We start from the raw sequence: 24,371 nt of genomic DNA on the forward strand, positions 1-24,371 counted from the left end.
GCCACCGCATAACCACACTGAAAGAGACACGCAGCCATGACCACCATCAACGAAACCCACGACCCGTCCCTGAAGAGCTGGATCGCCAGCGCCAACACCGGCGAGTCGGATTTCCCGGTGCAGAACCTGCCCTACGCCACCTTCCGCCGCAAGGGCACGACGGAACCGTTCCGCCCCGGCGTGGCCATCGGCGACCAGATCCTGGACCTGGCCGCGCTGGCCGCCAAACAGCCCTTCGAAGGCCTGGCAGCCGAGGCTCTGGCAGCGTGCGCCACGGACAGCCTGAACGCCCTGATGGCCCTGGGCCAGGCCCACTGGAGCGCCCTGCGCCTGGCGCTGTCGCGCGCGCTGCGCGAAGGCGCTGCCCTGCGCGCCACGGTCGAGCCGCTGCTGGTTGCGCAAGCCGACGCCGAATACGCCACGCCCGCCCGCATCGGCGACTACACCGACTTCTATATCTCGGTGCACCACGCCACCGCCGTGGGCAAGCAATTCCGCCCCGACAACCCCTTGCTGCCGAACTACAAGTGGGTGCCCATCGGCTATCACGGCCGCGCCTCCAGCATCGGCGTGGACCAGAAATTCCCCCGCCCCGTCGGCCAGACTCGTCCCGCCAATGAAGGCGAGGCGCCGCAATTCGGCCCCTGCGCCCGCCTGGACTACGAACTGGAACTGGGCATCTTCGTCGGTACGGGCAACGCCCAGGGCGACCGCATCCCCCTGGCCGACGCCGAATCGCACGTGTTCGGCCTGTGCATCCTGAACGACTGGTCGGCGCGCGACATCCAGGCCTGGGAATACCAGCCCCTGGGCCCCTTCCTGGCCAAGAACTTCGCCTCCACGATCTCGCCCTGGGTCGTCACCATGGAAGCGCTGGAGCCGTTCCGCACGCAGTGGATGCGCGGCCCGTCCGAACCGCAGCCCCTGCCCTACCTGGCATCCGACGCCAACCGCGCCAAGGGCGCCTTCGACGTGCAGATGGAAGTGTTGCTGACCACCGAGAAATCGCGCGCCGACAAGCAGCCGCCCGCCTTCCTGTCGCGCAGCAACTTCCGCGATGCCTACTGGAACGTGGCGCAGCTGATCACGCATCACACCGTCAACGGCTGCAACCTGCAACCGGGCGACATGCTGGGCACCGGCACCCTGTCCGGCCCGCAACCCTCGGAAGCCGGCTCGCTGCTGGAACTGAGCAACGGCGGCAAGAACCCGATCGACCTGCCCTGGGGCGAAAAGCGTACCTTCCTGCAGGATGGCGACCAGGTCATCATCCGCGCCGAATGCGTGAAGGCGGGCTATCCGCGCATCGGCTTCGGCGCCTGCTCCGGCACGGTGCTGCCCGCCCGCGCCTAATCCGCGCCGGCGCCTGCCCTGGCGGGCGCCGTCAACGCCTCGATCTCGTCGTCCTTGGCCCGCCACTGCTGGCCCAGCCAGTGGTGGAAGGTCGTGCGGAACGCCTTGTCGCCGGAGTAGTTGCCTTCGCAGAACTCCGGCGGCACCGGCAACTGCCGCATGCGCACCAGCACCCGCCCCGCACGGCCGCAGGCCAGGTCCCAAAAGCTGGGCGCGCCCTCCGGATAGGCAATCGTCACGTCTATCATCGAGCGGAAACGCTTGCCCATCGCATTCAACGCCACCGCCAGCCCGCCCGCCTTGGGCTTGAGCAGATGCCGGTACGGCGATCCCTGCGCATCGCGCTTGGCAGGACTGAAACGCGTCCCTTCGGCGAACACCATCACGCTGGTCGGCACCAGTGAAAACTTCGCGCAGGCCCGCCGCGCGGTCTCCTGATCCTGCCGCCCCAGATCCGGATTGCGGCGCAACGCCGCCTTGCCGTGGCGCTTCATGAACGGAAAATCCAGCGCCCACCACGCCAGCCCGATCACCGGCACATAGATCAGTTGCTGCTTCAGGAAGAACTTCAGCAACGGAATACGCCGGTTCAGCGACTGCTGCAACACGAAGATATCCACCCAGGACTGATGATTGCAGTTCACCAGATACCAGTCCGCGTAGCGCAGTCCGTCATTGCCCTGCACATCCCAGGACACATCCTGGATCCGCGCCAGCCATCCGGCGTTGCAGGACACCCAGGCCGTGGCGATACCGTTGAGCACGGGATCGATCCCCCGCCTGACCGCCGCGAACGGCAGCAGCAGCTTCAACAAGGCCAGCGGAAACAGAAGCAGGCACCAGAACACCGTGTTGAGCGCCAGCCAAACGGTACTGATCACACCCGTCACCCAGGCGAGGCGCCCGCGCGGCAACGGCAGCACGCGGCGGCGCGGCGGCACGCGAATACTAGATTTGTTTGATCGGGCAGCCGCAGCACGGCCTGCCCCGGAAGACGATTCAGGAAAAGTCATGCGCCAGTTTCCCCCCTTCACAAAAAATCCGACTTGCGCAGAATCAAGCGGCGGTCAGCGATCGGCGCGCAGCCCCACCACCCAAAACAACACAGCGCAAGACGCCGCGTATGCTCGATTGGGCCGCCCGGGCGGCCTAATCGAGCAGGCACCGCAAGATCTTCCACCGCCCCGCCGCCCGCGGCAAGCATGCCAAGCACACCACCCGTCCCTGCGACCGTGAAGTTTCAAACACCGAAGCTTGGGGCGTTGGGGGCCTGGGGCGCGCGGGGCGTCGATAAGCCCAAGGGAATCCGTAGGGAGCCGAAGGCGTACGAGGATGACGCAGGGGAAGTCCGGAGCGAAGGCTCCGGACCGCAATCGTTGCCCCGCGCACCCCAGCCCCCCGACGCCCCAAGCGTCTTAAGAACCAGCATCATCCCGCATAAAGCGCCACCATCAAGGCAACCGATACCGCTCTTCCCGATACGCCCAACTAGCCCACAAAGCATGCGCCAAGGCCTCTTCCGAGAGCCGAGGATCCAAAGGCTCCACCGGCGCATAAACCTCATCCCGCCCCACAGGCGCCGCCTCATACCTGAACTGCCGCGGCGCCTTCGAAGGCTCCAGCACCAGCAACTGATCCCCCTGCAGATAGCCGAAATTATCCGCGTACTGCATCATCGCCCGATTCGGATCCCGCTGCGTCAGATCCACGCCCAGCATGGGATTCACGTTGTCCAGCCCCATCAAGGACAACATGGTGGGCGCCATGTCGATCTGGCTGACCAACCGTTCATCCTGCCGAGGCGCAATCCCCGCCCCCAGAATCAGCGCAGGAATCTGGAAATGCCGCACCGGCACCGGAATGGAGCCATAGACGCGCGAATCGTGATCCGCGATCACCAGGAAGACCGTGTTGTCCCAGTACGGCGCCTTGCGCGCCTTGTCGAAGAACTGCCCCAGCGCCCAGTCCGCGTAACGCACCGTGTTATCCACCGTGGCCGGATCTCCCACCGGCTTGATGCGCCCTTCCGGATACTCCCACGGCGAATGATTCGACACCGAGAACGCCAGCGTGAACACCGGCTTGTCGCCATCCGCCCGCAGCAGCCGGTCCACCTGGTTGAACATGTCCTCGTCCGAGGCGCCCCACGACCCTTCGAACACTGGATTCACGAACTTGGGACGGTCCACGATTTCGTTAAAGCCGTTACCCAGGAAAAAGGCCCGCATATTGTCGAAGTGCGACTCGCCCCCGTACACGAAGCGCGAATGGTAGCCATGCTTGCCCAGCACCTGCGCCAGCGTGAAGAAACCCGTCTGCGAACGCGGCAGCTTCACCACCGCGTCAGCCACGCTGGGCAGGAAGCCCGCCGTGACCGCCTCGATGCCCCGCACCGAGCGCGTGCCCGTCGCGTAGGCGCGGTGGAACATCCAGCCCTCCTTGCCCAGCCGGTCGATGTTGGGCGTGAGATCACGGCCGCCCAGGCTGCCCACATACTGCGCGCCCAGGCTTTCCTGCAGGATGATCACCAGGTTCAACGGCTTATCCCGGCGCGCCATCGCCTTCTGCTCATGCAAGCTGGGATACCGCGCGTCCAGCGGCGCGCCCGTCAGCCCGGCCTTCTCGCGCACGATGGCATTCATTTCGTCCACCGCCATCTTGGGATACATCGCTGCCGACGAACGCTCATCGCGCATGCGGTAGGCGGCGTCGAACACGCTATACAGCGAATTCAGCGCCAGCGCATTGACCATGGCGTCGGAACTGTAGGCGACCTTGGCCGGATTGATCGGACGATGCTCCAGCGTGCCGCGCGCGCCCAGGAACACCAGCGCCAGGATCACGAACGACGCCAGCGGCCGCTTCCACCACGACATGAACGGATCGCGGGCGCGGGTGGGAAACAGGCGGACCGACAGCCAGGCCGCCAGCGCCAACACGACAAAGGCCGCCAGCAGCACGCCCTTGTAGCCCTGCCACAGCATCGAACCGACTTCCTTCGGATTGAGCAGATAGATGAAATAGAGCCGGTTGGGCCGCGTGTCGTATTCCGCGATGAACTGCGGCGTGGAGACCTCCAGCAGCACATACAGCATCCACCAGACACGGAACCACCAGGCGGTGATGCGGGCGGCCAGCGGCCGATGGCCGAACCAGGGCGAAAACACCGCCGGCAGCGCGATCACCATGGACATCAGGCAGACGTCGATGCGCAGGCCGCCCAGCAGCAACGGCCCCAGCCCGCCTGCCGCCTCCACCCGATCCCACATCCAGAAGGCCAGCGCCAGCCGCGACAGCGTCAGCAGCGCCAGGACCGCAATGATGAACCGCAGAGTCAGACGGCGCATGCGTACACCCTCCCCTGGCGTCGCAACGCCTGTTCAGATGAAAGAATGCCGCTGTATATGCCGAGCAGAGCCATGCCGCCTCGTGGTTCGAAGTTTGAAAACGCGCAAAGGTTAACGCGGTTTGGGACGAGCCTTCGGCCGCGCTTACTGCGCGCGCCGCAGCCGTTCGCGGCTGTTGCTCAGATGCGTGCGCATGGCTGCGCGCGCGGCTTCCGCGTCCTGGCGCTGGATCGCGCCGTAGATGTCTTCGTGCTCGAGGTTCACCCGCGCCAGATAGGCGGCACGATCCTCGTGCGCAAACTTCGCCGAATTGATCCGGGTGCGCGGAATGATGGCCGAACCCAGATGCGACATCAGGTCCGCGAAGTAACGGTTGTCCGTGGCTTGCGCGACCAGCAGATGGAACTGGAAATCCGGCGTGACGGTGTCGCCGTCGTTCTCCAGTGCGCTCTTGAAGGCTTCCAGTGCGCGCCTCATCTCATGCAGCTGCTCCGGGCTGCGCCTGGCCGCGGCCAGGCCGGCAGCCTCGCTTTCCAGGCAGATACGCAGCTCCAGCAACACCAGCACGTCGCGCACCGTGGCGATGTCGGCGGGATCCACGCGGAAATCCCCGCCGCCGCTAGGCTCCAGCGCATACGTCCCCACGCCATGATGCGTCTCGACCAGGCCCGATGCCTGCAGCCGGGACAGGGCCTCGCGCACCACCGTACGGCTGACGCCGAACTGGCGCATGATCTCGGATTCCGTCGGCAACTTGTCGCCGGGCCTGATGTCCCCGCCACGGATACGCTCCGTGATGCTCTCGACCAGCCCCTGAGCCAGGTTCCGGGGACGACGCCGCGGCGTGACGGGAGTATCGGCGGGAACATTCATTGGCAAGGATCCGAAAGCAGTTGAGCGCGGCCCGGGACCGAGCGTCGCTGCCCATTGTACTTTGGGCCGGGTATCAGGCCCGCGCGCCAGAATGGCGCCAGCGACGCGCAGCGCGCCAATGTTTCGCCCGGACCAACCGTCCCGGGCATCCCGCGACTAACGGTTCAAGCCCGCGGCGGCGGGACGGGCCACGATGAGGGGATAGAAAAACAGGGCCGCCAGGAACCACATCAAGGTAGCGGACCAAAGCGTCTGACTGAGGAAATGGGCGCCTTGCAGGATACGCACCGCGGAAAAACCCACTCCCCCCGCGATACCCGCTGCCAGCCCCCACCAGCGCCACGCCGGACGCCCCAGCGCCCAGCCCACGAAATACAGGGTCAACATCGAATAGCCCGCGCCAGCATGACCGCTGGGCAAAGCGCCGCCCCCCGCAGCCCGCACCCAGGTCCACCAGAACGACGGGTAAGGGGTATAGCCGCCCAGGGAGTCCAGATCATAAGGACGGGGCAGCGTCGTGTAGTGCTTCAGTTGATTCACCAGCACCTGCCCCGTCAGGCAGGTTGCCGCCAGCGCCAGCGCCGGTCCGCGCCATGGCCGCCAGGCCGGAATGCGATAGCTTGCCGCCGCCACGCCCACCGCGGCCAGTCCTATCCCGATAGGCAGGGCCAGCACCATGCGATGCCCGATCAGATCCAGCCAACGGTTCAGGCGCAGTGGAAAATCGTCCAGCGCCGGATCGAACAGCGCTCGAGCGATTCGCATATCCAAGCCCGAGACATTGGCCCACCATGCCAGGCAGGCGAGCGCAAGCGTGATCGCAAAGACATGGCTCAACAGATACGAGGCCGGCGTCGGCTTGCGCAACGCGGGCGGCGATAGGGGCGGCATGGTGGCGACAGGAGGTCCGTCAGGCAAACGGGCAGCTTAGGCCGCCGACAGTCAAACTTTCGTCAAATTTGACCTTGCGCCCCGCCGGCCGCCGCCATCGCATGTCCCGCATCGGCCTCGAAACGCAGCGTGAAACAGGTGCCGCGCTGCTCGCCTTGCCGCGAAGAATCGACCGTCAGCGACCAGCCCTGCATGTCGCAGACGCGCTTGGCGATCGCCAGCCCCAGCCCGCGCGCCGTTTCGTCGGGGCTGCCCGCGCCCGAATCCCGCATGCGGCCGCTGTAATAGCGGCGGAACAGGAAAGGCAAGTCGTCGGCGGCAATGCCCTTGCCATCGTCGCGCAGCTCCAGCGCGCCGTCGGCGGTCACGCTCGCGGTCAGCGTCGCCGGCGCGGCGTGCTCCACCGCGTTGCGGATCAGGTTGCGCAACACGGTCAGCAAGGCATAGCGATCCAGCATACGAACCTGACCGGCGGCGATCCGGTTTTCGAAACCAAGCCCGGCCAACCCTGCCTGGGCTTCGTAGCCGCGCCAGGCGTTGTCCATGCATTCGCTGAGGTCGACGGACTCCGCCGGGCGCAGCTCATCCCGCGCCATGGAGCGTGCGCTCTCCAGCGACACGATCACATCGTCCACGTTGTCCACCACGCGGGTCAGGCGCTGGCGCTGGTCCGGGGTCAGTACCTGGGTCAGCAGCATCAACTCGCTATCCGAGCGGATCGCGGCCAAGGGCGTGCGCACCTCGTGGCTGAGATTGCCCGCGAATTCGCGCTCGCGCGCAATCGACCTGTCCACCTGGTTCTGCACCCGGTTGAAGGCCTCTATCAGCCGCCCCGCCTCATCGTCGCGCGTCACCGCCATGTCGGGCGCCCCAGGCGCCCAAGTGGCCAGCCGGTCGGTCAGGTCCAGCAGCGGCCCGACCGCGATGGCGGCCACGCGCCGCGATAGCGCATAGGCGCCCACCACGCAAATGGCGCCCACGCCCAGCACGATCAGGCCGAAGTCGTGAACCCGCCCTTCGTTCTCGGTGGCGTCGTAAAGCAGGTACACCTTGCCTCGCGCCGTTTCGGCCACCATCACATGCCAGGTGTAGGCGCCCGGTTCGACCAGATGCAGGCCGCTGTCCAGGGCATCGATTTCCTGGGGCATGCCAGTGGGCCGCTTGCCGTCCACGCTGACCCAGGCGCGCATGGAGCCGCCCAGTTCGCGCACGCCTTCACGGGGCAGAAAACCGTCGCTGACCTGCGCATGCTGCACCAGCCGGTCCATTTCGGTATTCAGAATGTCGTTGACCAGGTCGTCTTCCATCTGGTCGAAAGTGAGGTAAGCCAGCAGGGCCAGCGCCGTCACGAACAACGCCACGGTTCCGGTCAGCGCCCACACCACCCGCTGGGTTAGCGTACCCCCGACCGACGCCGCGGAAATGCCGCTCATCTGGCCGCTCCAGCTTCCAGCGTCAGGCGCCAGCCGGTCCCATGTATGGTTTCGATGCCATCGAAGCCAGCATCGGCCAAGGCGCGGCGCAACAGGTGCACCTGGCTGCGCAGCGCGTCCGAGGAAGGCGGTTCGTTGCCCCACAACATGGACTCCAGCTCCTCGCGCGAGACCACCCTGCCAGGATCGCGCAACAGCGCTTCGATGATGAGGCCGGCCTTGCGCGTGAGATGCACGGGAGTGCCGTTGACCGACACCGCGCGGTTGCGGGTGTCGTAGGACAGCGGGCCGAAAGCCCGCACCGAATCCACCGTCGCCCCCTTGGAGCGCTGGATCAGCGCAATCAGGCGCGCCTCGACCTCAAGCAGCGCAAAAGGTTTGGTCAGATAATCATCAGCGCCATGCGAGAACCCGACCAGTTTGTCTTCCAGGCTGTCACGCGCCGTCAGCATCAGCACCGGAACGTCGGCGCGCATGTCGTTGCGCAGCGTATGCAACACGGCGTTGCCGTCCATGCCCGGCAGGCCGATGTCCAGGATCAGGGCATCGAAGCGCTGCTCCCTCAGCCGCTCCAGCGCGGCCGGCCCCGAATAGGCGGCATCGGGCAGGAAGCCGCGCGCTTCCAGGAAGGTGTACAGGTTGCCGGAGATCACCGGATCATCCTCGACGATCAATACCCTGCAATTCGCGCCCGCCGCGGGACTGGTTGCCATGGTTGCGATTCCCTTTCGTGCGCGGCGCCCTAGGCCCGCAATACCTTGCCCGGATTCATCAGCCCTTGCGGGTCCAGCGCTCGCTTTACTCTGCGCATCAGGTCCAGTTCGACAGCGCTCTTGTAGCGCGGCAGCTCGTCGATCTTGAGCTGGCCGACGCCATGCTCCGCGCTGATCGAACCATGGTGCGCATGCACGCTGTCGTGCACCACGCCGTAGATATCGCTTTGCAACGCCAGCAGCTCGGCCTCGGTCTGCCCCGGCGCATGGGCCACGTTGTAATGCAGATTGCCGTCGCCCAAGTGGCCGAAGATCACGTGGCGCACACCCGGAAAACGCGCCTGCAGCAAGGCGTTGGTCTTGTGCACGAAGCCGGCGATGGCGGAGATCGGGATGGACACGTCATGCTTGACCGACTTGCCCAGCTCCGCCTCGGCCAGCGGGATGCTCTCGCGCAGGTGCCACAGCGCCTTGCTTTGCGTCACGTTCGCGGCGATGGCGGCATCGTTCACCAGCCCGCTTTCCATGGCCTCGCCCAACACGGCTTCGAATCGCTCACGCGCGTGCTCCTCGCTTTCACTGTCGGACAGTTCCAGCAGGGCGAACCACGGGGACGCGGCGGAATTTCCCTCGAACGGCAAGCGTTGTTGCGGGAAGAGCCGCACGACCGCCTGCAGGCATGCCCCGCTCATCAGCTCAAAGCCGGTCAGCGCGGCGCCAAAACCCGCGCGGGCGCGCGACAGCAGCTCGACCGCTTGGTCGATACCGTCCAGCGTCAGCAATGCCGTGCACGAAGCCACCGGCCTTGGAAACAGTTTCAGCGTGGCGGCGGTGATGATGCCCAGCGTGCCTTCGCTGCCGATGTACAGGTCGCGCAAGTCGTAGCCGGTGTTGTCCTTGCGCAAGCCACGCAGGCCGTGCCAGATCTCGCCTTCGGCGGTCACGACCTCCAGGCCCAATGTCAGTTCCCGCGTGTTGCCGTAGCGCAGCACCTGCGTGCCGCCCGCATTGGTCGCCAGGTTGCCGCCTATGGTGCAGCTGCCTTCGGCGGCCAGGCTCAGCGGAAACAGCCTGCCGGCCGCGGCGGCAGCCTCCTGCACCGCTTGCAAGACGCAGCCCGCCTCCACGGTGATCGTGTCGTTGTCGGTATCCAGCGCGCGCACCGCCGTCAGGCGGGTGGTGGACAGGATCACCGCGCTGCCGGATAGGTCAGGCGTGGCGCCTCCGCACAAGCCTGTATTGCCGCCTTGCGGCACCACCGGCACGCCATGCCTGGCGCACAGCTTTACGGCCGCCGCCACTTCCTCGGTCGACCCGGGACGGATCACCGCCAGCGCGACGCCTCGATAGCGGCGGCGCCAGTCCAGCACGTAGGTGTCGGCGTCCGTGCCCGTCAGCACGTGGGAAGCGCCCAGAAAGGACTGTAGATCGCTCAGCAAGGTCATATGCGCGGCCAAGTAGAGCCTGGATGCATCCAGGCCAGGGATGTGCCGACTATTGTAGGGGTTGAAATGCCCCCGGGTCGCCACCAGGCGGACCCGCGCAGCCCGCCGCCAGGACAGATCAGCCGACCGCCTGATCCAGCCTCGCGCCCGTCAGCCCCGAGCAATAGGCCCGAGAGGCAATGCGGTTCATGAGAAAAGCGCGGTCGACGCCTGCGGGGCCGGGCATTTCCGATAGGGCGCGGTAGGCGCGGCGCAGCACCTCGCCCCGGGTCGCGCCGCACACCAGCAAGCGCGTGCATGGCAGGCGACGGTCCACGCAGCCGTCGATGCGCACTTCCAGCGCATGGGCGGCGACGGGTTCGCAATCGGCTACGGCCGTGCCCGAATGAGCCTGCGCCTGGGCGTCGATCACGCGGAACACGCCGCTGCGATCGTCCAGCGCGAAAGCGACGGTACCCATGCCCTGCCAGCCGCGGTCCCGCGCCACGTCGGCGGCGACGGTGCGCAGCGCGCTTTCCATCGAAGCCGGCAGATGGGGCGCCGGGGATTCGGCGATCAGGACCCGGGCGTCGCGCCATACGCAACGTTCCCAGGCCCGGCCCGTGGCCAGGCCGCCCGCCTCGGAAACGAACACGTGGATGTCGAGCCGGCGCTCGCGGCCTGCGGCTGGTCCGGCGTGATCCGTGGGCGGACCCCGCCGGTTTGAGGCGCCCCTGGATGACATGACAGTAGAAACTTTGGCGCCCATGGCCCCTCCCGGTCTTTCTGCTTGCATAGCAAGCGTATCACCTTCGGACGACGAGCAAGTTTTATGCCACGCCCAGCCTCCCCTGCAAGCCCTGGAGCGCGGCCGGGCGCCGCACCGTAACCAGGCGTTGACGTCCGCGCAGGCACCAGATCAGGGCAGACGTCCCGCCGAGGTGCAAGGACGGAAAAAGCCCTACGCCGTCTGCCGGATGAAGGGGGAGCGCCAATGGGGGATAATTCCGGTTTAATCTCCTGCCAGCCGCCTTTTGGATACGAGGGTTTACCAGCAGACCCCGGCAGAATGAGCGCTGCAACTCTCATCAAGGAATCGCTGTGGGCGACAACACGCAATTTCCGGGCTCGGTGTTCAAAGCCTATGACATCCGCGGCACCGTGCCCGATCTGATCGACGCGCGCTTTGCCCGAGCCTTGGGCGTAGCGCTCGCCGCCCGTGCGCGCGACCAGGGCATACAAACCCTGGTCGTCGGCCGCGATGGCCGTCTGAGCAGCGAAATGCTGTCAATAGCGCTGCAGGAAGGCATGCTGGAAGGCGGCGTGGATACTCTGGACATCGGCATGGTACCCACCCCGCTGGTCTATTTCGCCGCCAACGTCATGCAGACGGGATCAGGCGTCGCCATCACCGGCAGCCACAACCCGCCCAAGTACAACGGCTTCAAGATGATGATGGGCGGCCGTGCGCTCTACGGCGAGGACGTGCAGGCGCTGGCCGCCAGCATGAACGGCCCCGCCAGCGCCCCGGCGGCGCGGCCCGGCGTGCGCCGTCAACTGGACCTGGTGGCGTCCTACATCGCTCGTGTCGCGTCCGGCATCAAGCTGGCGCGGCCCATGAAAATCGCGATCGATTGCGGCAACGGCGTGGCCGGCGCGGTCGCCCCGGCGCTGTTCCGCGCCCTGGGCTGCGAAGTCACCGAACTGTTCTGCGAGGTGGATGGCACCTTCCCCAACCACCATCCCGACCCCGCCGAACCCAAGAACCTGCAGGACCTGATCAAGTGCGTGGCCGAGACCGACTGCGAACTGGGCCTGGCTTTTGACGGCGACGGCGACCGCCTGGGCGTGGTGACGAAATCGGGCCAGATCGTCTGGCCGGACCGCCAACTGGTGCTGTTCGCCCGCGACGTGCTGGACCGCAATCCGGGCGCCACCATCATCTATGACGTGAAGTGCAGCCGCCACGTCGGCCTGTCGGTCGAAGCCGCCGGCGGCGTGCCGCTGATGTGGAAGACCGGCCATTCGCTGGTGAAGGCGAAGCTGGCCGAGACCGGGGCCCCGCTGGCCGGCGAAATGAGCGGCCACATCTTCTTCAAGGAGCGCTGGTACGGGTTCGATGACGGACTCTACACGGGTGCGCGCCTGCTGGAGATCGTGTCGCGCGACGCCGATCCCTGCGCCGTGCTGGAAGCCCTGCCGCAAGACGTTTCAACTCCAGAGTTGAAGCTGGAAATGGAAGAAGGCCAGCCTTTCACCCTGGTCCAGGCCTTGCAAGACCAAGGCCAATTCCCCGCTGCGAACCGCGTGATCACCATTGATGGCGTGCGTGCCGAGTATCCAGACGGCTTCGGCTTGGCTCGCCCCTCGAACACCACCCCGGTCGTCGTGCTGCGATTCGAAGCGCAAACGTCTGCAGCGCTGGAGCGCATCCAAGCCGACTTCCGACGTGAGCTGAGCAAGCTCGCCCCGCAAGCCAAACTGCCTTTCTGAACTCCATGTCTCTATCGAACAGCCCCGCCTGGCAAGCGTTCATCACGGCCACGCGCTCCGCACCCAAGACCGGCGCCCAATTGCGCATCATCAATGCTCCCGGGTTGCGCCTGGACTTGAGCGCGCAGGCGTATTCGCCGGAGCTGGAGAATGCAGAGGCCGCGCTGCTGACACAACAAGGCTTCGAGGCGGCCCGGGCTTGCCTGTTCGACGGCGGCAACGCCAACTGGACCGAGGAACGCCCCGCCTGGCACACCGCCCTGCGTGCGGCCCAACCGCCCGCCAAGGTGGCCAAGGCCGTGCTGACCGAGCGTGAGCGGATGCGCGAATTCGTGCGGCAGGCCGACAAGGCCGGGCGCTATGGCTGCGTGCTGCACCTGGGCATAGGCGGCAGCGACTGGGGGCCGCGGCTGGTCACGCGCGCCCTGCGCCACGGCGGCGCGCGGCGCGAAGTGCGTTTCGCCTCCAACGTGGACTCGCATTCGGTCGCGGACGCGATGAGCCGCCTGGATCCGCACGATACCCTGGTCATCGTCGCATCCAAGTCGTTCACCACGACCGAGCCGCTGGCCAATGCCGAGGTCGCCATGAACTGGCTGCGCGATGCCGGCGTGGCGGATCCGATCAAGCAGGTCGTGGCGGTCACCGCCAACGTCGAGGCGGCCTTGAACCTGGGCATCCTGCCCGATCACATCTTCCAGATCTGGGATTGGGTGGGCGGACGCTATTCGCTTTGGTCCGCGATCAGCCTGCCGGTCGCGCTGGCGCTGGGCACCGACTGCTTTGACCAGCTACTGGCGGGCGCCGCCGCCATGGACGAGCATTTCCGCACCGCGCCCATCAAGGAAAACGCGCCCGTCCAGCTGGCGCTGGCCGGCGTCGTGAACCGCAGCGTGCTGGGCTACGACTCCCTGGCAATCACGCCCTACGATTCGCGGCTTTATCACATCGTGCCCTGGGCCCAGCAGCTGGAAATGGAATCGCTGGGCAAGGTCGCCACCGCCGATGGCAGCCCGGCCGGCGTGCCCACCGGCCCGGCCGTTTGGGGCATGTCGGGCACCGATTGCCAGCACACCTTCTTCCAGTGGCTGCACCAGGACACCCGGGGCGCTCCCGTCGACTTCATCCTGTGCGAAAAACCCGACCACGCCTACGCGCGGCACCACGAGCTGCTGATCGCCAACTGCCTGGCGCAGCGTTCGGCGCTGCTGCGCGGCAAGTCCTACGAGGAAGCGCTGGCCGAAACCTCGGCCATCGAAAGCGATCCCGACCGCGCGCGGCTGCTGGCGCTGCACCGTGTCCATCCGGGCGGCCGGCCGTCCTCGCTCATCGTGCTGCCGCGCCTGGAGGCCTATACGCTGGGCGCGCTGCTGGCGCTGTACGAACACAAGGTGTTCACGCAGGGCGTGGTCTGGGGCATCAATCCCTTCGATCAATGGGGCGTTGAATTCGGCAAGGCCCTGGCCAAGGGCATCATGCACGAGTTGAATTCGCAGCAAGCCAGCCAGCAGGATCCTTCCACCCGCTACTGGATCGACGCGATCACGCGCCGTCCCTGAGCGCTAGCCGGCGCCTCCCCGGCGCCGGCGCTGCCGTATCAGGCGCTGAGCGCGTCGTAGATTTCCACGTGGATGCGCGCCACGCGCTCGATGTTGAACTCGTGCTCGGCCAGCGCCCTGCCTGCGGCGCCCATGGACTGCCGCAAGGCCGGATCCCCGGCCAGACGCGCGATGGCGTCCGCCAACGCCTGCGCGTCGCGCACCGGCACCAGCAGTCCCGTCTCGCCGGGTTCGATCGCATCGCGGCAACCAGGCACATCGGTAGTCACGACCGCGCGCGCGCAGGCTGCCGCCTCGATCAGCGACTTGGGCAGACCTTCACGATAGGAAGGCAGCACGGCGATATGCGAGGCGGCGTACAGCGCGGCCACGTCGGAGCGTTCGCCCAATGCGCGCACGCAGCCTTCCCGCTGCCAGGCATCCACATCGTCCTGCGTCGCCGAGGCCGGATTGCCGGCGTCCACGCCGCCGACCAGCTGCATCGTGACAGGCAAACCACGCTCGCGCAGCAGCCTGGCCGCCTGCACGAATTCCTGCACGCCCTTGTCGCGCAGCAATCGGGCCACCATGGTGACCACGACCGGCGGCGCCGGCGGTTCGGGCTGGGCCCGATACGCATTCAGGTCCACGCCCGCGCCCCGGATCATGACGACCTGGGCGTCGCGCACCGCACCCAGCGACTTGAGCAAATCGCGGTCGCTGGCGTTCTGGAAGATCACGCGGCTATTGGGATGGCCCAGCGCCAGCCGGTACAGGCGCGCGACCACGGCGCGCACCAGCTTCATCTTCAGGGAATTGGACAGGAACACAAAGCCCAGTCCGGAAATCGCCGCGACCATGCCCGGCACGCGCGTCAAGCGGGCAGCGATGCCGCCATAGAGCACGGGCTTGATCGTGACCAGATGCACGATCTGCGGCCGCAGGCGGCGGAACAGCCGTATCAGGGCCAGCAGCGTACCCAACTCCTGCAAGGGATGCTTGCCGCTGCGCGTCATGGGTATGGCGTGATGCGTCATGCCCAGCGCCTCGATGTCCGCCACGGCCGGACCGTCCATCGTGGCGACATGCACCTCGTAGCCCGCCTGTTGCGCGGCCAGCGCCACCGGCACGCGGTGCGACATGAAGAAGGCCGGATTGTTGACGACAAACAGCAGGCGGCGCCCTGCGCTCATGCTTTGACTCCTGAGATGCGGCGCCACACCGCGATATAGCTTTGCACCATGCGCGCCAGGTCGAAATTTTCCAGCACGCGGGCGCGGCCCGCCTCGCCTGCACGCGTACGGCCGCGCGAGGCCACTTCGCACAGGGCTGTTTCAATGCCGCGGGCCAGCGCCTCGGACTGCTCCGGCGGCACCACCACGCCGGCATCGCCGACGATAAAGGCCGCGTCGCCCACGTCCGTCACGACGCAGTAGACGCCGCAGGCCATGGCCTCGGCTACCACGTTGGGAAAGCCTTCCGCGCAGCTGGACAGGACATGCAGATCCAGCCCGTTCATTGCGGCGGGCACGTCGTCGCTGGGACCCGCCAACACCAACCGGTCGCGCAGGCCCAGCCTGTCGATCAAGGCCGCCAGCTCAGTGTTTGCGGTGTCCATGCCACGACCTATCAGCACGCAGCGCAGTCCCGCGTCGCGTCCATCGCGTACCAACGCGGCGATGGCGCGCAGCAGGTTGGCGTGGTCCTTGAGTGGATCCCAGCGGGCCACGCAACCGATGGCCGGCACGTCCTGCGGCAAGCCCCATTGCGCGCGCACCCGCTGCCGGGCCTCGTCATTCGGCGCATAGCGCGACAAGTCATAGCCGTTGGCGATCACCACCATGCGTTCGCGGTCATAGCCTTTGTCGGCATGGCGCTGCGCCGACTTCTGGGCGGCGCATACGATGGCCTTGGGTATGCGGCCGGACAGCAGCGCGCACGCCCGCAGCACCAAGCGGGCCGAACGGCTGCTGCGCTCCAGGTGTTCGCCCGAATTGCGTATGCCCCAGGCGATGGCCCGCACGCCTGCCAGGCGCGCCGCCAGGCCGCCGATCAGATCGGCGTGGTACATCCAGGTCTGCACCGCGTCGGGACGCGTCGCGGCGATCAGCGAACGCAGCGCCATGAAACCACCCAGGCTGACCCGCCCGCGTTTCATGCCCAGCGCATGCACCGCGACGCCTGCCGCGCGCAGGCGCTGGCCATAGATGCCCTCGTCGGTCAGCGACACGATGACATGTTCCACATCCGCCCCGGGATAGGTCGCCAGGCGGAACAGCACGGATTCCGCCCCACCCTGCCCCAGGCCGGTGATGATGTGCAGGACACGCAGCGGCCGGGCGCTCATCGTCCCTCCCGCACGGCATCGAACAATTCATCCCATTCCGCCAGGACGCTGGCCAGCGCATAGCGCTGGCGCACCGCGGCGGCGCCGCGCAAGCCCAGTTGCTGGCGCAGGGAGGCGTCTCCCAGCAGACGGCGCAGGGCCTCGCGCAGGTCATCTCGATTGCCGGCGGGCACCAGCAGAGCGTCCTCGCCGTTGCGCGTCATCTCGCGCGGCCCGCTGGGACAATCGAACGCCACGCAGGGCAGGCCCAGCGACATGGCTTCCAGCAGCACATTGGGGAAGCCTTCCACCAGCGAACTCAGCACGAAGGCCTGGCCCCGCGCAAGTTCATCCCAAGGCGCCTCGGTGCGGCCAGGCAAGCTGATGCGCGACTGCAATCCCAGGCGCGCGACCTGCTGCTCCAGCGCGCCGCGCTCGGGGCCTTCGCCCCAGATGCGCAGATTCCAGTCCGGGAAGTCAGGCGCCAATTGCGCGAACACGTCGATCAGCAGGTCAAACTGCTTGTCGGTGACCAGGCGTCCCATTGCCAGCAATTCGCGGGAACCGCCGTCTTCACGCTGCGGCACCAGCGGCGCATCCAGCAAGGGCGCCGGCAGCGGATTGGGAATCACGGCCAGGCGTTTGATGCCGGGCACCTGCCGGGCGAACGGGCCAGCGGTATCCTCCGCCTGCACCGTCACCATGTCGGCGCGGGGATACAGGATGCGACGCAGCTTGCGCCACACGGTTCCCGTCGTGGTTTCGGCCACCGGATTGGTACGCTCGCAAACAATCAGCGGCACCTTCAATCCCAGGGAAGCCAGTATGGCGGCCACGTTGACGTTGGTCAGGAAGGACACCACCACGTCTGGCTTCGAATCGCGGATGTGTTTGCGCAGCGCTAGCAGACGCTTGAATGCGGCCTTAGCCCCCGATGCGCGCGTGCCTGCCAGATCCGCCAGCCAGGCCAGTTCGACCTTGTCCGACAGCGGATAGAAGCAGTTGCCCTTGGACGAGTAGGTGGGCGTCAGGATGACGGAATCCCCGCGCTCGGCCCATGCGTTGACCAGCGTGGCGGCGACCCGTTCGGCGCCACCCGCGTGCATGGAACTGACCAGCATCAAGATTTTCATGCGTCAAAGACTCCCAACCGATCCTCCCTGCTCCTTGCCACCGCGGTAGCGGTCAAGCCAGGCCTGCATCATCAACACGCCCCACAGATGGCTGTCCCAATTGCGATGGCCCGACGTATGCTCGCGCCATTTGCGCAGAATGGGTTCGGGCTCGAACCAGCCTTCCTGGCGCAGGCGCGCCGGGTCCAGCAGCGCATCGGCCCATTCGCGCAGCGGGCCGCGCAGCCATGCGGCCAGCGGCACGGCGAAACCGCGCTTGGGGCGGTCCACCAACGCCTGCGGCACATGGCGGTGCAGCACCTGGCGCAGCAGCCACTTGCCCGTGTTGCCGCGCACCTTGTATTGGTGCGGCAGGCTCCAGGCGAACTCATATACGCGGTGATCGATCAGCGGCACGCGCGTTTCCAGGCTGACGGCCATGGCGGCGCGATCCACCTTGACCAGGATGTCGTCCGGCAGGTAAGTCACCGTGTCCAGCTTCATCATGGCTTCGAACGTGGAACCCTGCATCGCCCGGGCGAACTCGGACACCGGTTCCACGCCGCCCTTCACCACGCTGGAAGGATCGGCCCAATACGATACGAAATGGCGGTAGAACTCGCCGCGCGTATCGGTGCGCAGCAGTTCGCCCAGCTTGCCGACCTTGCCGCGCCAGGCGCCGCGCCCGGGGAGATGGGTGGACGCGCTCAACAGCGCGCCGGCGGGCTTGCGCAGCAGCGCCGGGACGCGCTCGCATTGCTGCCACCAGTTGTTCACGCGGAAATAACGCGAATAGCCGCCGAAAAGCTCATCGCCGCCATCGCCGGACAGCGCCACGGTAACGTGCTGGCGCGCCATGCGCGTGACCAGCGAGGTCGGAATCTGCGACGAATCCGCGAACGGCTCGTCGTACATGTCGGCCAGCGTGGGCACCACGGCCAGCGCATCCTCCGCCGTCACGTACAGTTCGGTATGGTCGGTGCCCAGATGCGTGGCCACCGCCTTGGCATGCTGCGCCTCGTCGTAGCCCTTCTCGTGAAAGCCGATAGCGAAGGTGCGCACGGGCTGCGAGCTCTGCGCCTGCATCAAGGCCACGATGGTGGACGAGTCGATGCCGCCGGACAGGAAGGCGCCCAGGCTCACGTCCGACAGCATCTGGCCGCCAACCGCCTTGGACAGCACGCCTTCCAGCGCGTCGGTCGCCTGCGCATCGGATTCGAACGACAGCAGCGATTGCGCCGACGTGTCGGCGGCCTCGCGGGCCGACCAGTACACGCGCGGCTCGGGCATGCGGCGGCTGCGGGTATCGTCGGCCGTGAATTCGACCCAGGTACCCGGCGGCAGCTTGGCAATGCCCTGGTAAATCGACTGCGGCGCCGGAATGTAGTTGTGCCGCATGAACGACGCCAGGGCGTTGCGGTTGAGCTCGCGGCCGAAGCCGGGAATCGGCATCAGGCCCTTGAGTTCCGACGCGAACACCAGTTCGGCGCCTGAGTAGCCGTAGTACAGCGGCTTCTCGCCCATGCGGTCGCGCGCCAGCATCAGCTTGCGCGACGCGCGGTCCCACAGCGCGATGGCGAACATGCCCACGGCGGCCTGCAAGGTGGCTTCGATGCCCAGGGCGGTAAAGCCCGCCAGCAGCGTTTCCGTATCGGAATGGCCGCGCCAGGACGGCGCCAGCGCCGATTGCTCGAGCTGCTTGCGGATGTCCAGGTGGTTGTAGATTTCGCCGTTGAACACCATGACATAGCGGCCGCAGGCCGACGTCATGGGCTGATGGCCGGCCTCGGTCAGATCCAGGATCGCCAGGCGCACATGCGCCAGCGCCAGTTCGGCCTCGGGGTCTTCCCAGAAACCATTGCTGTCCGGCCCGCGGTGGCGGATGCGGCGGCAGCTTTCCGCCAACACACGTTCCTTGTTCCCGACAGGGCCCCAAATCCCGACTATTCCGCACATGATGAAGTTCTCGTTGTCACTGTAGCAACAGCGCGACGCGCGGCCTCAACGGCCGGTTCCGCGCACGCCGTCAAAAAGTTCCTGCCATTTCTGCAGCACGCGCGCGGCCGAAAAACGGTCGCGCACGTCGATCGCCGCCTGCGCCATGCGCGCGCGGTCCGCGTCATTGCGCATGACGGCGTCCAGCGCCTTGCACAGCGCGGGCACGTCGCCATTGGGGCGCACCAGCACGCCGTCCACGCCTTCGCGGATGATCTCGCGCGGCCCCGTGTCGCAGTCGAACGATACGGCGGCCAGCCCGCTCGCCATGGATTCGAGCAGGGTATTGGACAGCCCTTCGAAGCGCGAGGTCAGCACGTACAGATCGGCGCTTTCATACCAGTCGCCGACGTTGCCTGCTCGCCCCGGCATGAAAATCCGCGACGCCAGACCAGCCTCGCGCACTTGCGCCTCCAGGGCGGGCCGCTCGTCGCCCTCGCCCAGGATAACCAGATCCCAACCGGGATGCGACGCCGCCAATTGCGCGTAGGCCTGGATCAGCAGGTCGAAACCCTTGTCGGCGTGCAGACGGCCCACCGCCAGCAGGCGCTTGCGGCCGTCGCCCGACACCGGGGTCAGAACCGGTTCGGCTCGCGGCAGGGGAAAGTGTACCGGGTTGGGAATGACGGCCAGCTTGCTGCCCGGCACGTGCTGCGCCAGCCAGTCGGCGGTGCCGCGTGTCAGCGCGACCACGCTGGCCGCTCGCGGATACGTCAGCCGACGCAGGCGCTGCCAGAAGCCCGACAGCGTCTGCGAAGGCGGATGCGTATGTTCGGTGGCGATCACCCGGCAGGACAGGCCCGCGCAAGCCAACACCGACAGCACCGACGCCGTCGTCATCATGCCCAGCACGATGTCCGGGCGGAACGACTTGATCACGCGGCGCAAGGCGCGCACCCGTTGCACATTGCTCCAGATGCCGCGCAGACCACCGCCCTCGCCCGCCGTATACAGGACCTCGCGGCGCACCTTGGGGTGCAGCGTGTAGACGTCGCCCTCTGCACTGGCCTGCGTCACCACCATGACTTCCCGCCCCATGTCCGCCCAGTGCGCGCTCAGGTCCGCAGCCACGCGTTCCGCGCCGCCGCCATGCAGGGAGTGGATGAACAACAGGACGCGCGGCGCCGGGCCGGTATCGGTCACGGGCATTCAATCGGCCTCTTTGGGTTCAACTTTGCGCATCGCCACCGCCAGGTAGCAGGCAAAGGACAACAGATACATGAGGCTGGTCGCCAGCATGATGCCGGCCGCGCCCATCCTGGGCGCCAGCACGGTGTTCAACACCGCCTTCAGGGCGAAATTGGCGACGGCGATGGCTGCCATCACACGATAGCGGTTCTGGCTGGCCAGCAGTTGCACCAGGATCAGCACGCCAAAATAGAACGGCAACTGCAGCAGCCCCCAGCGGAACACATGCGCCACGGCCTGGGTATTCTCGGCGGTGAAGGCGCCGCGCTGGAAAAGCACGGACACGCCCCACGGCGCCAGCATCCAGCCCACGGCGACGGCAACAGCGCCTGCGGCCACCATCAGCACCGACCATTTGAGAGCCATGCCGCGCGCACGAGCGGTATCGCCCCGCGCTTGCACATCGGCCAGCACCGGCAAGGCCGCGCGCCCCACTGACACGGCGCCGATCCCCAGCACCAGCGACAACAGCCGGCTGGCGTAGCCCAGCGTGGCGTTGGCGTTCGCGCCCAGATTGGCGGCGGCGTACTGGTCCAGCGGACCGACGAAACTCATGGCCACCTGGCCGATCAGCATCACGCCCGCGGCACCCAGCAGTTCGGGCCAATGTGGCGATTGCAGCGTCAGCCGGGGCGCGCCCCAGAAACCGCCATCGGCGCGCGCCGCCAGCCAAGCCAGCCAGACGGTCTGGATCGCGTAGCCGACCAGCGTGCCCCACAGCAGCGGCCCGACGCCGTCGGCGCTGGCGGCCAGCATCACCCAGGCCAGCGTCGCCACGGCCGGCACGCTGTCCAGCAGGGTATTGACGTGTCTTTCCTGCGCCCGCAGCCGCGCAGCGCTGATGCCGGCGACGAGCAGCAGCGCCGACACCGGCGCGAACGCGGCAAGCAGCTGGCCTGTCATGTCGCTCACGCGGGCCGACAAGCCCTGGCCCAGCACGCCGACCACCTGCGGCCAGGCGAACCAGGTCAGCAGCGCCAGCGCAATGCCTGCGGCCGCCACCCAGCCCTGCAGTTCGCGGATGAACAGATTTCTTTCGGCGGCATCGGCGCGGCGCAGCCGCACGAGCACCGGGATCAGGACCACCGACAGCACGCCCACGATGGTGACCGGCAGCCAGGTAGCCATGGTCATCGTGAACTGGTAGGCGTCCACGGCGTCGCTGACGCCGTAGCGGTACGCCACCGCCATCTCCTTGATGGCGCCGGCGGCCTTGCCCAGCAGCAGAAACACCGCCACCCGGAAGGCGCCCTTGAAGATGCGCTGGTGGTCCGGGTGGATGCTGCCGAGTTTTCTGACGAGTGCTTTCAAATCAACGCAGGAATTGCGTGTACCAGGGCATGGCCACTTCCAGGCCTTGCAGCACGGTGTGCGTCGGCTCGTAGCCCAGCAACCGGCCCGCCTTGCTGACATCCGCCTGCGAATGGCGCACGTCGCCGGCGCGGAAGTCGGCGTAGACCGGCTTCTTGCCATAAGCCACGTCTTGATTGCCCAGGGCTTGCACCAGGAAGCCGAACAGTTGGTTCAAGGTGCTGCGGCCGCTGACCGCCACGTTGTAGACCTGGTTGCGGCCTTCCGGCGCGGCCATGGCCGCGAGAATGTTGGCTTGCACCGCGTTGTCCACGAAGCAGAAATCGCGGCTGGTCTCGCCGTCGCCGTTGATGGTGACATCTTCGCCCTGGATCATCGCGGCCGTCCACTTGGGGATCACGGCCGCATAGGCGCCGTTGGGATCCTGCCGCTTGCCGAACACGTTGAAGTAGCGCAGGCCGACCGACTCGAAGCCGTAGGAGCGCGCGAAGACGTCCGCGTAGAGTTCATTGACGTACTTGGTGACCGCATACGGCGACAGGGGATTGCCAATGTTCTCCTCGACTTTGGGCAAGGCCGGGTGGTCGCCATAGGTCGAGCTCGAGGCCGCGTAGACGAAGGATTTGACTTCGGCATCGCGCGCTGCCACCAGCATGTTCAGGAAACCGCCGATGTTCACCTCATTGGTGGTGATCGGATCCTTCAAAGAGCGCGGCACCGAACCCAACGCGGCCTGGTGCAGCACGAAATCGACGCCCTGCGCCGCGCGGCGGCAGGCTTCCAGGTCACGGATGTCGCCTTCGATGAAGGTAAAGCGCGCCCACTGCTCGGGCGTGACCGAGTCGCGCACCTCGTCCAGGTTGTGCTGATGGCCGGTGGCGAAGTTGTCCAGGCCGGTCACGGTCTGGCCCAGCTTCAGCAGGGTCTCCAGCAGGTTCGACCCGATGAAACCGGCGCAGCCGGTCACCAGCCATTTGCGCGGCGCGGCCGACAGTTCCTTCTTGATGGTCTCAAAGCGTGTGGTCATGGGCAGTCCTTACAGGCGCAGATCGGATTCGGAAGGCGAAAGCACGTACTTCAGGTCATACAGGATGTGCTGCGCCTTGCCGAGCTTGCGGATGCCTTCCGCGCCCATCGCTTTGAACTGATTGTGCGCCACGCCCAGGATCACGGCGTCGTACTGGCCTTCCTCGGGCTTGGCCACCGGGGTCAGGCCGTATTCGTGCATGGCTTCTTCGGGATCGACCCACGGGTCGTACACGTCGACGTCGACGTTGTAGTCGCCCAGTTCCTTGACGATGTCCACGATGCGCGTGTTGCGCAGGTCGGGGCAGTTTTCCTTGAAGGCCAGGCCCATCACCAGCACACGGGCGCCCTGCACGTGGATACGGCGCTTGGTCATGGCCTTGACCAGTTGCGACACCACGTAGCTGCCCATCGAGTCGTTCAGGCGGCGGCCCGCCAGGATGATCTCGGGGTGGTAGCCGATGGATTGCGCCTTGTGGGTCAGGTAGTACGGATCCACGCCGATGCAGTGGCCGCCGACCAGGCCCGGACGGAACGGCAGGAAGTTCCATTTGGTGCCGGCCGCCTGCAACACGGCTTCGGTGTCGATGCCCATCTTGTTGAAGATCAGGGCCAGCTCGTTGATCAGCGCGATGTTCACGTCACGCTGCGTGTTCTCGATGACCTTGGCAGCCTCGGCCACGCGGATGCTGGACGCCTTGTGCGTGCCGGCGGTGATGATCTGCTTGTACAGCTGGTCGACCAGTTCGGCCACTTCGGGCGTCGAGCCGGAGGTGACCTTCTTGATGGTGCTGACGCGGTGGTCCTTGTCGCCCGGATTGATACGCTCGGGGCTGTAGCCGGCATAGAAATCCACGTTGAACTTCAGGCCCGACACGCGCTCCAGCACCGGCACGCAGTCTTCTTCCGTGGCGCCAGGATAAACGGTGGATTCGTAGATGACGATGTCGCCGCGCTTGAGCACGGCGCCGATGGTCTCGCTGGCCTTGACCAGCGGGGTCAGGTCCGGCTGCTTGTATTCGTCGATGGGGGTCGGCACGGTCACGATGAACACGTTGGCCTGGCCCAGCACGGCGCGGTCCGCCGTGTAGCTCAGCTGGGTTGCTTCCTTCAGCTCTTCATCGCTGACTTCCAGCGTATGGTCGTGGCCCGCCTTGAGCGCGTCGATGCGACGCGTATTGATATCGAACCCGATGACCGAACGCTTCTTGCCGAACTCCACCGCCAGGGGCAGGCCGACATAGCCCAGGCCGACAACAGCGAGTTTCACATCCTGAATTCGCAACATAACTCTCCCTTCACCGTAGAACGATTACGGCATTTCAAATATGGTCGGGTAATTAAGAAA

The 24,371-nt window shown here is 66.5% G+C and carries 19 protein-coding genes; 3 read left to right on the forward strand and 16 right to left on the reverse strand.

Translation table 11 applies throughout. From position 1 onward, the window contains the following. The first annotated feature begins 36 nt into the window (after positions 1-36). Positions 37-1,353 carry a fumarylacetoacetase gene (gene fahA / locus ACZ5YA_RS17005; protein WP_419341142.1) on the forward strand — a complete coding sequence of 439 codons (1,317 nt, stop codon included), beginning with the start codon at positions 37-39 and terminating at the stop codon, positions 1,351-1,353. Here fahA and ACZ5YA_RS17010 read toward each other — a convergent pair. The 8 genes from ACZ5YA_RS17010 to ACZ5YA_RS17045 form a co-directional block, all read right to left on the reverse strand. After that, positions 1,350-2,267, reverse strand: a complete 918-nt coding sequence (locus ACZ5YA_RS17010) for an acyltransferase (protein WP_464092856.1) — start codon at positions 2,265-2,267, stop codon at positions 1,350-1,352. The genes fahA and ACZ5YA_RS17010 overlap by 4 nt on opposite strands. 537 nt (positions 2,268-2,804) lie before the next feature. Further along, positions 2,805-4,700, reverse strand: coding sequence for an LTA synthase family protein (locus ACZ5YA_RS17015; protein WP_251879187.1), 1,896 nt, complete (start codon positions 4,698-4,700; stop codon positions 2,805-2,807). A gap of 144 nt (positions 4,701-4,844) precedes the next feature. Further along, positions 4,845-5,573 (reverse strand): FadR/GntR family transcriptional regulator, encoded by a 729-nt coding sequence (locus ACZ5YA_RS17020; protein ID WP_059371342.1) that lies wholly within the window; start codon positions 5,571-5,573, stop codon positions 4,845-4,847. Between the two features lie 156 nt (positions 5,574-5,729). After that, entirely contained in the window at positions 5,730-6,464 is a 735-nt protein-coding gene (locus ACZ5YA_RS17025; RefSeq protein WP_306635494.1) for a phosphatase PAP2 family protein, read from the reverse strand. Between the two features lie 62 nt (positions 6,465-6,526). Continuing rightward, positions 6,527-7,897 (reverse strand): sensor histidine kinase, encoded by a 1,371-nt coding sequence (locus ACZ5YA_RS17030; RefSeq protein ID WP_464090939.1) that lies wholly within the window; start codon positions 7,895-7,897, stop codon positions 6,527-6,529. After that, a complete protein-coding gene (locus tag ACZ5YA_RS17035) occupies positions 7,894-8,610 on the reverse strand; it encodes a response regulator transcription factor (RefSeq protein ID WP_059371339.1) in 717 nt (238 codons plus the stop codon). The genes ACZ5YA_RS17030 and ACZ5YA_RS17035 overlap by 4 nt, the downstream gene beginning before the upstream one ends. Before the next feature lie 29 nt (positions 8,611-8,639). Next, on the reverse strand, positions 8,640-10,055 hold the full coding sequence (locus ACZ5YA_RS17040; protein WP_464090940.1) for an FAD-binding oxidoreductase: 1,416 nt from the start codon (positions 10,053-10,055) through the stop codon (positions 8,640-8,642). Between the two features lie 118 nt (positions 10,056-10,173). Then, positions 10,174-10,803, reverse strand: a complete 630-nt coding sequence (locus ACZ5YA_RS17045) for a BPTD_3102 family carboxylase-like protein (protein WP_059371337.1) — start codon at positions 10,801-10,803, stop codon at positions 10,174-10,176. 332 nt (positions 10,804-11,135) lie between these two features. Here ACZ5YA_RS17045 and ACZ5YA_RS17050 point away from each other — a divergent pair, with 332 nt between their 5' ends. Next, positions 11,136-12,527, forward strand: a complete 1,392-nt coding sequence (locus ACZ5YA_RS17050) for a phosphomannomutase/phosphoglucomutase (protein ID WP_280015806.1) — start codon at positions 11,136-11,138, stop codon at positions 12,525-12,527. A 5-nt stretch (positions 12,528-12,532) separates the two neighbouring features. Then, positions 12,533-14,086 (forward strand): glucose-6-phosphate isomerase, encoded by a 1,554-nt coding sequence (gene pgi, locus ACZ5YA_RS17055; RefSeq protein WP_280015805.1) that lies wholly within the window; start codon positions 12,533-12,535, stop codon positions 14,084-14,086. Positions 14,087-14,124: 38 nt separating this feature from the next. On the opposite strand, the gene ACZ5YA_RS17060 is transcribed toward pgi, so the two are convergent. Genes ACZ5YA_RS17060 through tviB form a run of 8 tightly spaced genes read right to left on the reverse strand, consistent with a single transcriptional unit; the run spans position 14,125 to position 24,311 of the window. Further along, positions 14,125-15,258 carry a glycosyltransferase family 4 protein gene (locus ACZ5YA_RS17060; RefSeq protein ID WP_280015804.1) on the reverse strand — a complete coding sequence of 378 codons (1,134 nt, stop codon included), beginning with the start codon at positions 15,256-15,258 and terminating at the stop codon, positions 14,125-14,127. Then, the gene (locus tag ACZ5YA_RS17065) at positions 15,255-16,412 is read right to left on the reverse strand and encodes a glycosyltransferase family 4 protein (RefSeq protein ID WP_464090941.1); all 1,158 of its coding nucleotides are present in this window, start codon (positions 16,410-16,412) and stop codon (positions 15,255-15,257) included. The genes ACZ5YA_RS17060 and ACZ5YA_RS17065 overlap by 4 nt, the downstream gene beginning before the upstream one ends. Continuing rightward, a complete protein-coding gene (locus ACZ5YA_RS17070; protein ID WP_464090942.1) occupies positions 16,409-17,524 on the reverse strand; it encodes a glycosyltransferase family 4 protein in 1,116 nt (371 codons plus the stop codon). The genes ACZ5YA_RS17065 and ACZ5YA_RS17070 overlap by 4 nt, the downstream gene beginning before the upstream one ends. Positions 17,525-17,527: 3 nt before the next feature. Continuing rightward, positions 17,528-19,459: an asparagine synthase (glutamine-hydrolyzing) gene (gene asnB / locus ACZ5YA_RS17075; RefSeq protein ID WP_054451972.1), complete on the reverse strand. Its 1,932-nt coding sequence runs from the start codon at positions 19,457-19,459 to the stop codon at positions 17,528-17,530. A gap of 45 nt (positions 19,460-19,504) precedes the next feature. Further along, positions 19,505-20,647, reverse strand: coding sequence for a glycosyltransferase family 4 protein (locus tag ACZ5YA_RS17080; protein WP_464090943.1), 1,143 nt, complete (start codon positions 20,645-20,647; stop codon positions 19,505-19,507). Next, positions 20,648-21,997 (reverse strand): murein biosynthesis integral membrane protein MurJ, encoded by a 1,350-nt coding sequence (gene murJ, locus ACZ5YA_RS17085; protein ID WP_059371329.1) that lies wholly within the window; start codon positions 21,995-21,997, stop codon positions 20,648-20,650. 1 nt (position 21,998) lies between these two features. Beyond that, positions 21,999-23,024: an SDR family oxidoreductase gene (locus ACZ5YA_RS17090; RefSeq protein WP_059371328.1), complete on the reverse strand. Its 1,026-nt coding sequence runs from the start codon at positions 23,022-23,024 to the stop codon at positions 21,999-22,001. A gap of 9 nt (positions 23,025-23,033) precedes the next feature. Continuing rightward, positions 23,034-24,311 (reverse strand): Vi polysaccharide biosynthesis UDP-N-acetylglucosamine C-6 dehydrogenase TviB, encoded by a 1,278-nt coding sequence (gene tviB, locus ACZ5YA_RS17095; protein ID WP_059371327.1) that lies wholly within the window; start codon positions 24,309-24,311, stop codon positions 23,034-23,036. Positions 24,312-24,371 lie beyond the last annotated feature (60 nt).

This window comes from Achromobacter sp. JCM 18799 (genome assembly GCF_055395645.1).

Coding starts and splice junctions, on each gene's coding strand:
- fahA (WP_419341142.1), top strand. CDS start 37: ATGACCACCATCAACGAAACCCACGACCCGTCCCTGAAGAGCTGGATC.
- ACZ5YA_RS17015 (WP_251879187.1), bottom strand. CDS start 4,700: ATGCGCCGTCTGACTCTGCGGTTCATCATTGCGGTCCTGGCGCTGCTG.
- ACZ5YA_RS17020 (WP_059371342.1), bottom strand. CDS start 5,573: ATGAATGTTCCCGCCGATACTCCCGTCACGCCGCGGCGTCGTCCCCGG.
- ACZ5YA_RS17025 (WP_306635494.1), bottom strand. CDS start 6,464: ATGCCGCCCCTATCGCCGCCCGCGTTGCGCAAGCCGACGCCGGCCTCG.
- ACZ5YA_RS17030 (WP_464090939.1), bottom strand. CDS start 7,897: ATGAGCGGCATTTCCGCGGCGTCGGTCGGGGGTACGCTAACCCAGCGG.
- ACZ5YA_RS17035 (WP_059371339.1), bottom strand. CDS start 8,610: ATGGCAACCAGTCCCGCGGCGGGCGCGAATTGCAGGGTATTGATCGTC.
- ACZ5YA_RS17040 (WP_464090940.1), bottom strand. CDS start 10,055: ATGACCTTGCTGAGCGATCTACAGTCCTTTCTGGGCGCTTCCCACGTG.
- ACZ5YA_RS17045 (WP_059371337.1), bottom strand. CDS start 10,803: ATGGGCGCCAAAGTTTCTACTGTCATGTCATCCAGGGGCGCCTCAAAC.
- pgi (WP_280015805.1), top strand. CDS start 12,533: ATGTCTCTATCGAACAGCCCCGCCTGGCAAGCGTTCATCACGGCCACG.
- ACZ5YA_RS17060 (WP_280015804.1), bottom strand. CDS start 15,258: ATGAGCGCAGGGCGCCGCCTGCTGTTTGTCGTCAACAATCCGGCCTTC.
- ACZ5YA_RS17065 (WP_464090941.1), bottom strand. CDS start 16,412: ATGAGCGCCCGGCCGCTGCGTGTCCTGCACATCATCACCGGCCTGGGG.
- ACZ5YA_RS17070 (WP_464090942.1), bottom strand. CDS start 17,524: ATGAAAATCTTGATGCTGGTCAGTTCCATGCACGCGGGTGGCGCCGAA.
- asnB (WP_054451972.1), bottom strand. CDS start 19,459: ATGTGCGGAATAGTCGGGATTTGGGGCCCTGTCGGGAACAAGGAACGT.
- ACZ5YA_RS17080 (WP_464090943.1), bottom strand. CDS start 20,647: ATGCCCGTGACCGATACCGGCCCGGCGCCGCGCGTCCTGTTGTTCATC.
- ACZ5YA_RS17090 (WP_059371328.1), bottom strand. CDS start 23,024: ATGACCACACGCTTTGAGACCATCAAGAAGGAACTGTCGGCCGCGCCG.
- tviB (WP_059371327.1), bottom strand. CDS start 24,311: ATGTTGCGAATTCAGGATGTGAAACTCGCTGTTGTCGGCCTGGGCTAT.